We start from the raw sequence: 14,146 nt of genomic DNA on the forward strand, positions 1-14,146 counted from the left end.
GACAGGGAACTCAAAGCACTGCTCTACATGGGTGCAAAAGCTGCCGTGAAACACAACAAGGAATATCGGCTGTATTACCAGAAAAAGCAACAGGAGGGCAAACCCCATTACCTAATCATGAATAATGTTATGAACAAATTATTAAGAACAATCTACAGTGTGGTAAAGAACAAAACACCATACTCACGGGACTACGTATGTCTCGACCCAAGAGAGAAAAATGTAAACGGCTCCGAAAAAATAGTGGCCTAAAAACTTGTAATTTATTAGAGTATATGAAGTAATGCCAAGAGATAACGGGGTTTCCAAGATGAGGATTCTTCCATTGCCCACTCCAATACAGGCGCAGACTCTTCTCTAAAGGGGAAGACATGAAACATTTCGCTATCGCCGATTAATGACAACCACTTATTTTTTTCTGCCTCCCGATCTTTATCTAACCAGGCCAGCCAAAACAATACTTCTGCATTTTTGGGAGCAAGCGCCAAAATTTGCTTGACGCCATCATATTGATTGATATTTGCATACCAGATAGCCAACTCCAAATATGTTTCTATAAGTAATTCACTTCTTATCAAAGAGGTGAAACGTTCTTTGCCATCCTCATCAAGATTGTCTGAATAACTTTCAAAACGGACAAAATGGTTCAAAGGATCCAAGTTCAAAAGAACCTTCTCTACGGAGTCTCTCGTACTTCTTAAGTTCAATGCCTTCGCACATAAATAGGTCAATTGCAATGCCTCGATATTTTCACCGTTATTTTTCAACGCCTTGCGTGAATAATCCAACGATTTGCGATAGTCCGTATTACGGATATACTGTTTACTTAAAGAAGTATAGGCGGCACTTTGAAGCGAAGGATCAAGGGAAGCTACCTCAAATCCATCTATGGCATCGTATTCTTTGCCCAGTTTTAGCGCCGCCAGGCCATAGTAATAATTTGCTTCTCCGTTGTATGTATCAATACTTAGCGCTCTTTGTGCATAAAAATAAGCCGAATCGTATTGCATGTGAAACAGATGCAATTTGGACATTTCGACTAAAGATGGAACAAAATACGGGTCGACGGTAAGCGATTGCCTTATTTTTGGTTCCGCCCCGGCGTTATTCCTGAAGCGCATTAAATCCCTTCCCTGCAAATGCAATCCGTAAACTGTTCCAGTATCAACGTCAGAGGGAGTTATTATCGGTCTTTTTAATGCATTCAACGCCTTACTTCCATCCAAGTCCAGAACAGTTTCATTGAGCTTTAACTTCACTGCTATTTCTTTGCTTGGCAAGGCCATTTCTTCATCCATGGTTTGCCCTACGGATAGTGCAACAAAACGTGAAGCTATAATTGCTCCTTTCCCATTGTAAACAAACAAACTATCGGCTATTTGACAATTAGGATCTATCTTTATTTTAATCTTATTGCCTTCTTGATGTACGACAAAAGTCCCAAGGAGATTTGCACTGGAAGGCTCGCCAATTCCACTATAAGGATACCAATATTCTGTCCAGGAATCACTTTGATATGGGGCAAATCCAAGTTGCTTAAAAGGCGTAAAACTACTTTCAAATACATTCTGATTAAAAAGCCGTCCACTTTGTATTTCTACGTATTGTCCGCTTTCATCCGTAAGCAGCTCTTCCCATATCTTTCCTTCATCAGACTGGGCCCACAGAAAGATCTTTTTGCCCAATTTGTCTTCTCTATTGGCATAACGGATCATGCCATAATTTTTATCTTTCCAGTAAGCACCAAAATAATTGCTAAGTGCACCCAATACATGGTAAGATTTTGATCCACCAAAATCATTCTGTTTATAAAACGAAAGATCACGCCCGTGCTCGTCTATAGGCCAAGAATGACTGCGTCCATCATGTCCGATGTAATGATTGCCAGGATATATGAATTGCAAATCGTCGCCTGCAGGCACCCCTAGGTTCATCCATGTATAATAAGGTTGTTCCAAGGAATTCGTATTGCACCAATAAGACCGGGTAGAAAAATACTTTTTGTCCTTTTCCAATTTTATTTCCATTACCCAGCGCGTGCGCGTTAGCAAGTCAAGCGTCCCAACGAAACAACTAACGCTCCCGTCATCATTAGTTCTAGTCAAATAGTCCACCGGTGTAGAAGTGTTTGGTGTATGGCCAATAATTCCATAGTTGGCTTCTATACCCCCACTTGTCCACGGTCCGCGCATGGCGATATCCCTGAACTTGACCACCCCATTATTATAAATAAAATCTCTCTTTGAAATTTTATCATAGGCGCTCCAGATTTTGCCGCCTATTTCAGGCATAATTTGTACCTTGATAAAATCATTCTCCATCTCCACTATTTTCCACTCCTTCTCTTCTGGTATATCCGTAAAGCCATCAAACCTATAATAGGGGTAAATTTTCTGCACGGCTGGAACTGGTTCGGGATCCGAAAAAGGATAAGTAGTATATGTTTTTGTAGATTCTGTAATAGTTGCCGTCCGTTGTGCATATAACCCAAGGGGCAGCAAGCTAATTAATGTGATAAAGAAAGACTTATTCATGAATTGTTTAATTACGTTCATTAATCCCTATAATTTGACAAGTGAGAGATAACTTATCACTCAATAATGAGCAGCCATCCTTTGTTTTTTGCTACAGGCACGGTCTCCCCTAGCTTCATTTTTGTTGCCTGCTGAAAATCTGCAATCTCTGGTGCGTAAATAGTTGCTTTTTCTGAATCAATACCAAGTCCTTTCCAGTCTATCGACAAATTCACCTGCACATCCTCTTCGGCCCAGCTTGCTAGTGCAAGCATTATTTTTCCTTCTTTTTTAAAAACCGTAGCTAAAACTTGTTGGTGATCGGTCTTTACGGGGCTGTTATCCACCCAATAGCCAATCATTTGTGACCCTTTAATCCCGAAATCATCCCAGGCTTTCCATAGCGCCTGTGGGCCGCTTTTCTGATAAGGCAAGCGATTGGTCATTCCGTAAATCATGCCTCGCCAAGGATTTCCTCCGTCCTGCAACATCTCTCCCATCAACCCAAAAGGGATACCGCTAATCTCGGTAAGGAAGAAATCAGGATTGTTGTTTTCATAGTCGAAATACTCACCAAACCATAATCTGTTGAGATATGGAAAATGCTCCAAATAGAGATGAGCACTATTATTAAAACCATCCCGTTCATTGTATTGGTTGGCAGAATGAAGATCTATTAAGCCAGGTCGACCGTTTTTGGTCATGACCCTTTTTATCCGTTTCATAGTTACCCGGTCAAATGCTACATCATCAAGATATATCCCATCTATACCTATATGGTCAACCAACCAGTTCATACCTTCCACATAGTAATTGTGCCAGCGGTTCATGCCGCTGTTAATAATTGCCGCATCTTTGTAATAAGGCACAAACCATGCAGCAATATAGTCGTCATGGAGATGCTCCTGTAGCCAAGAATACCCTTTACCTGGACCAGCCGAAAACACCTCGTGTCCTAGGCTACGAAGCGGGTATAACTCATACATTCGGTTGGAAACCTCCCTTACCGTATTGTAGATTTTCACCTTCAAGCCCACCTGATGCGCAGAATCGATATACGCTTTCATCTCCTTCGTTGCTATAAAAGGGTAGTTAATATAGGGGTTTAAAGCATTTGCATGGTGAATATTAATAACATTTGCTCCGCTTTTCTTCACGGTATCAACTGGTTTATAAGCGTGAAAATAACGCTCATCCCATTGTGCTTCTGTATTAAGGGCGTGAAAGGGAGTTAGGAGCAAGGTAAAATTGTAATATAGCGTATCGCCCGCCCGCATGTTCCGTTCTCCACTGTAGTTGTTCACAAGCAGGGACGCTCCTTCCATACTGATATCAATCCCCCCTTTATTTCCATTTCCCCATGAACTGGGTAATAGCAGGGGTTTTTGTAAATAAAAATTAGTATTCAACGGACGTTGATATTTTTCGTCACGCAGCGAGAATTGTATGCCTGCATTTACGTTACCTATCCACGCACCATCTTGGTTTTTCTTGGCAACATCCCATTTCCAGGAGATACTATCTGGCCGAAACCCACCCTTTTTACCCAGTCCTAGCATATAAGTAGCCATCTGTGGTTGGTAAGGTATATGCATTGCAATGTCCTGCAGCTCCAAATCTTTTAAGGCGACAAGCTTAACGACATAATTAACGAAACCATCGAATTCTAGCGAAGCAGCCACCTCCATCGTCAATTCGTCCGATACGTTGTGGCTTATCCAACTAACGGTGCCTGCCTGTTTTTTGGTTAGCGAAAGTCCTTCTGCTTTGAATTGAACATCCCCCTTACCCGTTTTACGTGTCACGTGAAAGTGAATAGGTTCCGCCAGTAGGCTTATGGCTGTCTTTCCAATACTCGTCATTTCCGGGGTAAAATAACTCAGTATTTGTTTAGGAAATCCACTGGCATCGAGAACGACTTTACGACCTAATAAGGAAATAGCAGTATCTCCTTCTACTTCCAGTGGAGTATAAGGCTTTATCACGCTATTCTCTTGTGCCAAGGTAGAGTTCAGCCAAGGCAACCTCGTCATCCTCCACGGCTCGTCTACGCCGCCGTTAACGGCAACGGCTGGCAGCACCGTCAAGCTAATCTGTACTATCTTTTCCGGGGCATTGGCGGGTTTGATATGCACGGTGCCACTATAGATGCCCGGTTTGGTATCTTTTGGTATTTTTAGCCCACACCACAGTGCCTGCACCTTCGATTGCGGTACGTCGACTTTCATGGACATCGGCTTCTCCGTGTAGCTAATGCCCTGTGTATTGATGCAGTCAAATGCGTCAGCAGACAAAACGGCCCCGTTCTCACTTTTTAAGGAAGAGCAACCGACCTGCACGTCCTTCAAATCTGTCTTTGCCGACCATAATCCCAACTGAAAGGCGTAGTATGCTCCTCGCTCCGTTTCTCCCTCCAGAGATAAAAGCCCAGATTTACCCTCTACCCATCGCCGAGGCAGATGTGATGACATCTTAATAGGATGGGTATACCGTTCCGGAAAGACGAAATAGCTTTCCCCTTTGAACTTTTGTAAGTAGGCTTGTACTTCGGCTTCTGTGGCTGTCACCTCCATGGGATCATTGCTGTTGAACTCGTCTACAGCCTCCAACCGCAAGAGTATTGCGCTATTTTTAGCCTCAATGGATTTTATAGACTCCTGCTCAACTGGCCGCTTAAGGTACTCGGCTTCCGGGTAATAACGACTGCCCTTCAATCGATAGGGCAAATAGTAAACATAATAGATACCAGAGCCGGAGGTCGCTTCAAAAATAAAATCGCCCTTCTCTTCTGAAAATGCTCCATAATGAATGTTTTCTACCAACCGATTGCGGGCGCTATCGACAATAAACAAAAGTTGATCTGCGGTTACCTGACGATTTCTCCATGCAATTGATGCCTTAGCGAACTTATCCTCTCCCTTAACCAACAAAACCGCACGTTGATTGCCCAATGAATCGGCGTTCCATTTAGCTACTTCGGGTGGAAAGGGGTATTGTGCGAGGCTTTGCCGCGCGGCCAAAACGACAATAAAGAAAAGGGATATAATTCGAACAAAGTTCATATGCTGATCAATAATGGTAAAACTAGTGGACAGTTCAATCCTTTAATAAGCTAATATCTAGCTTTGGTTTTGAAAGGCTCATCGCCTTGATTTCAGCTTTGCATTTGTCCACCATATCTTGGGTCATATTATAACTGTAATCACCATAATCATCGTACTGAAATTGCCCTACGTAGAAAAAGCCATATTGCTCAAAAAAATCTGTCAAGTCTATTCTGGACACTTCACATGCAGTCTTCACAAAATTCAATTGAAACGTTGCTGGATTAGCGCCCCTATCACCCCAGCCCCCTCTACGGCTCGGATTTCGCATGTTGGCTCCTTGCCGACGGAACGCCTCGAAGAGATCAGGATAAAAATCAGGTTGCTCGCCCTCCCTCTCAAAATACAACTGCAATTGCCAGAAAGGGATTAAGCGGTTGAATACATCCTTGTCTTGCAAATAGCAGATCTTACGATCTATAATGCTATCGCGTGCCTTTTGGTAGTTATTTTGTTCTGAAACCCGACTTTTATTGCCAAATGACTTCGTCACGTAAAGAGCAAAGACATTATTACTTACCTCGCCCAATCCGCCCCAGTTAAAGAAAGGCCTCAATTGATGAACATGACCGACTTCATGGCTAAAACCCCAGCATGGGTCGCCCTTTATTACGCGATCTGGATCGACTACCAGAGACATGGCATTGCCCGGATCTGTACCCATATATGCCACCCCATCGCCATCCCTGAACATATAATAATTATAGTTCACACGGGCCAGAATATGATTTTTTGGTACTTTATCGTATTTCACAAGTCCCAAAAGGCGGTGCTGCCGATATACCAACGAATCGTAATTGCTGATCAATTCCTTGCCCCTTCCATAAGCGTATTTCTTGCAATCCGCTGCCGGATAAACGATTTGGATATGTTTCCCAATGGCATCTATAATTGGATAAACAGCGTTGTCTATGAGGCTGTTCCAGTCAGCATCGTCATTTTTTGCAATGTCAAAGTATCCATTCACTTTAGCATCGGGAAAGTGAACCAGCACAGCTTGGGCATCTTCTGGCTTATCAGAAAAGTAATCGATATAAGCCAATCCGTCAAAATCCTTCAACTCAATGATGTTCACCCCATTTTGCAGCCTGAATTCCTGTTTCACCACTCCCCAACCAGCGGGATCTTTTGTTGGATCCGCGGCATTCGGTGCACGGCGATTCCAATTGGGCACTACAAGATTTACTTCTTTGCCCGGGTCAATGTTATCTACCAGTACAAGATGCTTGCCCAATGGGAGATAAACACCAGTAATATTTTCATATCTACTGTAACCATCACCTATCATCAGCTGATTGCCTAAGTTATAAGGATTCAGGAAAGCATCGTACTTTGCAATACGATATTTTGCATCATACTGTTTAGCCAGCAACGAGCGAGCGACTTCTTTTAATTGGGCATTTTTGATTTTCTCAATATTTCCTTTTCTCGTGCCTTTTTTTAAGGACATAGCCATTGGTGTTTCAAACAAAGAAAGGTCTGCATAGACAGACGCTATTTCCGCTGCCGACTGTGCCAGTGATACTTGGCATATACAGGTACAACAAACGACTAGCAATACGGTCCTTTTTACCCCCAATGCAAGTTTAATAAAGCAGTTTGACATATTATATATTTATCAATTACGATGTTCATAAATCTATCTTAATACCCCTTTAGATATCTCAACAGCGATGGAGGTTATTGCACGAGATAATCCTTCCATCACTGGGTATATATCTGTCTCAATATCGAGAGATATATTAGTGTTACCCCCTAACTTACCGATGCGCCACGCCAAGAACAGTGACGGTGATTTCGTAGGTTCCTGGATAGTATGCTCTGAAAGAAAATCTCGCATTGCAGGAGTAAGTATCGTCCGCTATGTCTAAACTTTCATCAAAATGTACATATTGGGTAGGAATGCGATAGTAATAGTTAAACCCATTGCCCAATGAATTTAATGGGAAAGGTACCACGCCATAAATAAATTCCATCCGATCATCAAATGTTTGATAACTCAAAGAGTAATCTTGCATAGTCTGCAAATAGCCCCCCGCTGTTCCAGAATTTGGTCTACGGGCTATTTCGCCAGCGGCTGGATTGAATGGGGTGCCATTTTTGTCAACTATGCGAACAATTATTTTATCTTCCTCACCAATCCGTTCTACACTAATTTCACCTGCTGGAAGTGTCTTTGTCGTAGATTCAGCTCCCACCATCATAGCAACGGTACTGCGAGCGGCCGGTATTTCGTAAGTTGGGGCGCTACTCAGCTCAAACTCACCTATCCTACTATAGATGTTTGTGCCAGCGGGATTGGAGATTTCCAGATCAAACTGGTAAGATCCAGTTGGGACATTCAATGTTCCCATATTTGCTTCCAACTGCCCACTATATTCATTGATGACGATAGGAGGAAGGTCCTGATATGTACGTTTTGCATTGATCAGGTCTAGAGTAGTGTCAATTTGGGGGTCATACAAACCTGTCCACACTGGCACGTTGTATGTCTGCGCAAATAGATCATCCACATTAGCTCCCGTTTCCTTATTGTAAACGTGGAGCAGTTTGACAGTGACGGGCTTTCCAGAACCGTCCAAATTTAACGCCGAACTAACGGATGCTCTCCCTTGCGCCACCGCTATGGGAAATTCCTCGTACCGGATATACTGACTTAGAAAACCATCGGGTACTTTCTTGCAGGCTATGGCCGTGACAAGCGTAACGAGTGTCAGGCCTAATGCGATCTTATAGTTTCTTTTCATAACAATAGTTTTAATCTAGTTTCAATTATCGAGCATAAAACAACCTGTGACTATTGGATAGTACATTCACTCTCCCTGTTTGCGTTTCAATGCCCGAAGTCTGTACCAAGGTTCTTGCCCCTTGTTCAGAGGTAATATTGGGCGCAATGAGAGGAGAAGGTGCTGGGCCAAACAAATAGGTGTAGTACATCACCTGGGGTAGGTTGGCACTATTACTGTTATAGCCCAAATTAGGATCGTCCGTATATTCAAACGAAACCACAGAATTTTGTCCCGCCATTTGAGTAGCATACAGCGTTCCATTATTTGTCAGATCATCGTATGTAATAACCTGAGGGACAATGTAGATATCCAGTGAATCTGCAAAACGAGGTAATTCGTACTTAATGATTGAATCTACAGTCCACATCCGAAAGGGGTCTATCTCCTGTTCTATGGCTGTACGGTACTCTATATAAGAGTTGATGGAATAGTCGGTAGGTGCAAAGAAGGTAATACCCGGTTGGTTTATCTTATCTGCCACGCCAGCCCTATCTACCAAAAGCAATAAGGTGTCGAACAAACCCCTATCATTGCTTTGCAGGAAATCATAGGTGGACATTTCTACTTTAGCAGTGTGTAAAGATCCACCGATAAAATAATCATCTTGTTTACAGGCTGGAATCAAAACGGCCAAGCCCAACAACATATAAAAATATTTAAACAATGTTTTCATAATCTATTTTTTTGAATGAAATTAATGACTCTTCCACCATTCGTTTTGTGTCAACAAAGGTGCCTGTGGCAATAAGGTACGCATAGCCAAAGGCCAGAAATACCCTTGTTGAGCTATCCGATCGCTGGAATAAATTGTGGGGTATAGGCGTTGGTGCTGTTCCATCCGGATCATATCAAACGCAGTGCAGCCTTCTCCAATGAGCTCCCTTCTGCGTTCATCAAAGATCTCGTTGAACAAGTCATCGCCAGAACCGCTATAAGAGGCAAGTTTGGCCCTGTTCCGAATCAGGTTTAAATCAGCCAACGCACCAGATTCATTACCATTCTTGAAACGGGACTCTGCCCTTAGCAAATAAATATCTGCCAGACGCATAAGCACCAGGTTGTTGCTGACCACATAAGTGTTTGGATTGTTTGCGTCATAATAATCGACACCCATGTACTTGGCCAAGATCCTACTCGAACCGCCCCCTGCTGCTACCTTGATAATGGTGTCTGCCCGAGCCTCGTCTTCCACGAACAGATTGTTCAATACCTCACTGCTCAGGGGCCAAGCGCTATTTAAGCTTCTGCTCCTAATATAGGGATCAGTTAAGAATATATTGAAAAAACCTGAGGTGCCTTCATTGCTTATGGCATCATAAAGCATATTGAGCTCAAAAATACTCTCTTCTGAATGGCCATTCCATATTTGAAGGTAGTTTTCAACGTCTTCCAAGGCAAACCCTCCAGTGGTAATCACTTCATTGGCATAAGTTTCCGCATTGGAATAATCATGCTCCCATGCATAAATATGAGCCAAAAGGGCTTGTGCAGCACTTCTGTTTGCTACGGTCACTGGTTCACCATTGTCCAGCAATTCAATTGCCTTCAGCAAATCATCCTTGCAAAATGTCAGCGTTTCTTCCTGTGGAACCCTTCCTAGTTCCGGTACGTTTTGGGGATCTTTTAATGCTTCCCTTGTCAGGATGACATCTCCCCACACTCTTTGCAGATAGAAGTATACGTATGCCCGCAGAAAGCGGGCCTCACCTTCAATCCGGTTCCGCTGTACCTCACCTCCGCTGAAACTGGAAACATCTATATTGGGCGTGTTTTCGATAATGAGATGGCATTGATTGATGATGCTATAGAAACGGCTCCAGTTGTGTACGGCACTTTCCAGATATGGAGCATAACTAAATCTGAAGTTCCCGCTTTCCACGAGCGTATTATAGTTCCAATAGTCTCCTCCCACAGCCAAGTTACCTCCTGCAATGTCACCAAATATGAAATAGCTTCTCGTATCTCTGAAAGCATCTCTCAATAAGCTATATGCTCCGGACAACGCTTTACTTACGTTTGCCCCGTTCACCCAGAAAACCTCATCGTAGGTAGAGTTCTTAGGTTCCAAATCCAGATACTTATTGCAGCTTGGAGCAGTCAGTGATGTAGCAAGTATACCTGCCAGCACCAATCTTTTAATATTATTCTTCATGTTCATTGCGATATCCATGTTTTAAGTACTAAACAAATTGTGTCTATGCCTATAAAGTTACTTCTACGCCAAACGTAAATTTCTTGGGTAGTGGATAAGATCCTCCAGTATATTCCCCTTGTGGGCTTACCAGCTCGGCATCTGGCACACGAGAAGACTGGAAAATATGAACATTGTCCATGATACCGTAAACCCTAGCACCCTTGATACCTAACCTGCTTAGCATATTGCTGTTAAAGAAATAACCTACCGTAATGGTTTTGATCTTAAAGTAGCTTCCATTTTCATTCCACATGGTAGAAAATGGCAAGAATTGATAATAATTCGGTCCATATGGGCTAATCGAAGGGAAATCGGCATTGAAATTCGGGTCTTCGGCCTTAGATGGCGTCCAATAGTTAAGTCCTTCCAGATCTGGCAAGCGCTGATTGGCAAGCGTATATGTACTGCCGTAATTCCAGATATTGGAAAATTGATTGGCCATCAAGGTGTTGATGATATCCCTATCAAAGGTAAAGGTACCCAATATTCCCAACGAAAAGTTCTTCCAGGTAAACTCATTATAGAGACCTCCCGTAAATTTAGGGTTCGGATCGCCCGTGGGCACCAAATCGCCATCTGCATTGCCCGTATCCGAATCACTCCATACGTCCCAATCGCCATTGACATCCGACCAAACTGGGAAGCCGGGTTGTACTGGATTGTAAGTTTTGTAATAGCTTAACCTTTGTCCATTGGCGGGGTTGACAGGAATATCTTCCAATCGGTTATAAACCTGGCCCGTATAGATCAATTGTGCCCATTGGTAAATGGGATCGCCCACATTGTAATATAATTGTTGATTAAAACCTCTGGAGTCACCGTAAAAACTTCGATTGCCGTTTGGCAAAGAGCCTAGCCTGTTTTTATTGTAACTAATATTTAGATTAGTACTCCACTGCAACTTGCTGCTGGCATTAAGATTCCTGGTGTTGATGGTCAACTCTATACCCTCGTTCAAAATGGTCATGGGCACGTTGTACGAGAGGCGGGTATAACCAGTATAGAAAGGGAAGTCAAAGGCCATAATCGGATCGATGGTTTCCTTTCGGTAAAAATCGGTCGTGATATTTAGCCTGTTTTTGAACAAGTAAATGTCGGCACCGATATTGGTTTGTTTTGATTTGTTCCAGGTCAAATCGGGTTGTGTCAACGGGTTACTGCCATAGTTTGGCGTAGCAATGGAGTTTCCGTCATAAGTGGTGGAAGACATGTTCCAAGAGTTGTACGGCGCATAATAATCCGAGGGCAATGTGCCCGATAAGCCGTAACTTCCCCTGAACTTCAACAATTCGATCCATTCAACGGGTTTCAAGAAATTTTCTTCCGAGGCTAGCCAAGCTACCGACGCTGCCGGAAAATAGCCCCATTTGGTATTTGCTCCAAAACGACTGGATCCATCAGCGCGCCAAGAAGCGTTGACTATATATTTTTCTTTATAATCATAGGAGAATTGGCCCAGATAAGAGATCAGCCCAGATTCCCGCAGATTGGAGTTGGCATCAAGGTAACGTTGAGCCACGCCCTGCACCACCTGAACGTCATCGGTAGGGAGATAGGAGCCATAAGCATATACACTTTTTATATTATCATACTCGAAGGCCTGCATCCCCGTTAAGGCAATCGTATGTGTATCAGCAAAGGTTTTTCCCCAGTTCAAAATATTGGTCACATTGTATTTGTAGTTTTCATACCGATTACTGGAAGCAAACGACTCGCCCACACTGCTCAATTCTGCCGGTTGGAACCTATCCCTCCGGTCAAATTTAGCCTGAACAGATGCTTGCAATGAATATTTAATTCCCTTAAACAAATCTATGTCTGTCTGGGAGAAAATATCTACGGCATCAGACTGGTTGTCATCCCGCAATTTGTCATATTGCCCATAGTAAAAATCATAATCACTTTCGGTCAGTTTTACAAACGAAGAAGGCATGGACGATGCGGTAATGGGCACTATTTCGTCAACCCCTCTACCCAACCCCCTTTTGCGATCCATCCTGGACGCAGCCACTATCAGATTCGTTCTGGCATTGGGAAAAAGCCTGAAATCAAAGTTGCCGCGCATGGTATAACGTTTAAATCCCGAATTCCTGACTATACCGTCTTCATTATAATGATTAAATGCCAGACGATAATTGAGAATATCAGTTCCTGCAGATATATTCACATCATAGTTTTGCACCGAACCCGTACGATAAAATAAATCCTGCCAATCGGTAGCGTTGTTGAAATTTGGATTTAAACTGTCTGTAAGAACCTGTGGGATATCCGATAGTTGAGCATGGCTACCATACTCCTGGAATATCCCCATTTTGAGTCTTCTTTCTTCAGCTCCAGCTAGCGTATTTTGTAGTTCCGGCCTTTGCGTTGCGCCTACATAGGACGAAAACCTTACGGTCGGCTTTCCCATTAAACCCTTTTTGGTTTTAATCACGATGACCCCATTTGCTCCTCGTGACCCCCATACGGCAGTAGCCGCCGCATCCTTCTGGATGACAATACTTTCAATGTCATTGACATTGATCCCTGCAATATAGTTTGTCCCCGTTGCCGTAGATCCGGAAAGATCCGTTACAGATACCGGCATACCATCAATAATGAATAGCGGAGAACTCATGGTATTTGCCAAATCTAAATTGTCAGTATTCAAATCGCCGCTAATAGTCGTATTTCCACGAACGGTAAAGGTATTACGCACACCTGGCTCCCCCGTAAAGTTTTGAATGTTGACCCCTGCGACACGACCTTGCAGTAAAGTTTCAAAGCTTGGCGCAGGCAGGTTTTCAATTTGTTTACCCGTAATCGTTTGTACCGCGCTGGTCGTTTTCTTGATGGACTGCTGTTGGTAACCCACAACAACCACTTCGTCAAGATCAGATCGATTTTCAAGTAATACGACTGTCACTTCTTGTGTATTCGATACATTGACTTCTTTTGTCTGAAACCCAATCATGGAAAAAGCAAGAGTGTTAGAGCTCCCGTTTAACGTTATCGTAAATTGGCCCCTCGTATCGGTCTGAACCGCATTCTTTGTGCCTTTTTCGATCACAGAGATGCCCGGTAAGACCTGCCCATCGCTATCGGTCACTATCCCAGTGATCCTATTTTGCTGAGCATACGAAAAGTATGAGCAAAACCATAGCAGGATAAAAAAAGTAACTCTTTTTTTCATACAATTTTTGATTAAGAAATTATTTTGTTTTTGATTTAGTTTTGTACTAGTTCTCTTCCAAAAATGAAACACCAGCACAACATGCGCGTAATTTTAACTCATACATAAACACAGTTAATTATTCAACAAATAAATAACCCCTAGAATAATAATTGGTATCGTTAGCTATGCGTAACATTGATTCTTCCTAATGTCCCGTTGAATCAACATTAATACAATAATAGCCATGTGTTTTTACTATGACAAGTTATTTCCAAACGCAACCGATTGCGTAATTTGCGCAACCGATTGCGTAAATCACACTGCATTTTAACTGCAAAGACAGCAATTTTCTTTTTCCCTATTAACCTACCCTATCCCCAAAAATTCAGTTG

General features: G+C 42.8%; 8 protein-coding genes. 1 reads left to right on the forward strand and 7 read right to left on the reverse strand.

Going from position 1 to position 14,146, the window contains the following annotated elements:
• Positions 1–252 (forward strand): hypothetical protein (locus tag A37S_RS27360; RefSeq protein ID WP_036600858.1); only part of this gene is annotated, 252 nt, incomplete at its 5' end.
• A gap of 14 nt (positions 253–266) precedes the next feature.
• On the opposite strand, the gene A37S_RS23150 is transcribed toward A37S_RS27360, so the two are convergent.
• The 7 genes from A37S_RS23150 to A37S_RS0101230 all read right to left on the reverse strand — a co-directional run bounded on the left by A37S_RS23150 (position 267) and on the right by A37S_RS0101230 (position 13,772).
• The gene (locus A37S_RS23150) at positions 267–2,534 is read right to left on the reverse strand and encodes a DUF5107 domain-containing protein (RefSeq protein ID WP_169719412.1); all 2,268 of its coding nucleotides are present in this window, start codon (positions 2,532–2,534) and stop codon (positions 267–269) included.
• 56 nt (positions 2,535–2,590) lie between these two features.
• Positions 2,591–5,575, reverse strand: a complete 2,985-nt coding sequence (locus tag A37S_RS0101205) for a glycoside hydrolase domain-containing protein (protein WP_245586280.1) — start codon at positions 5,573–5,575, stop codon at positions 2,591–2,593.
• 34 nt (positions 5,576–5,609) lie between these two features.
• Positions 5,610–7,223, reverse strand: coding sequence for a M60 family metallopeptidase (locus tag A37S_RS0101210; protein WP_028295415.1), 1,614 nt, complete (start codon positions 7,221–7,223; stop codon positions 5,610–5,612).
• Between the two features lie 154 nt (positions 7,224–7,377).
• Complete coding sequence (locus A37S_RS0101215; protein WP_028295416.1) at positions 7,378–8,364, reverse strand: DUF5007 domain-containing protein; 987 nt, start codon at positions 8,362–8,364, stop codon at positions 7,378–7,380.
• Between the two features lie 25 nt (positions 8,365–8,389).
• Positions 8,390–9,079 (reverse strand): fasciclin domain-containing protein, encoded by a 690-nt coding sequence (locus tag A37S_RS0101220; RefSeq protein ID WP_028295417.1) that lies wholly within the window; start codon positions 9,077–9,079, stop codon positions 8,390–8,392.
• A gap of 21 nt (positions 9,080–9,100) precedes the next feature.
• Complete coding sequence (locus A37S_RS0101225) at positions 9,101–10,558, reverse strand: RagB/SusD family nutrient uptake outer membrane protein (protein WP_169719413.1); 1,458 nt, start codon at positions 10,556–10,558, stop codon at positions 9,101–9,103.
• Between the two features lie 49 nt (positions 10,559–10,607).
• The gene (locus A37S_RS0101230; protein ID WP_028295419.1) at positions 10,608–13,772 is read right to left on the reverse strand and encodes a SusC/RagA family TonB-linked outer membrane protein; all 3,165 of its coding nucleotides are present in this window, start codon (positions 13,770–13,772) and stop codon (positions 10,608–10,610) included.
• Positions 13,773–14,146 lie beyond the last annotated feature (374 nt).

Origin of the sequence: Olivibacter sitiensis DSM 17696, from assembly GCF_000427965.1 — a bacterium.
GTDB classification, from domain to species: Bacteria; Bacteroidota; Bacteroidia; order Sphingobacteriales; family Sphingobacteriaceae; genus Olivibacter; species Olivibacter sitiensis.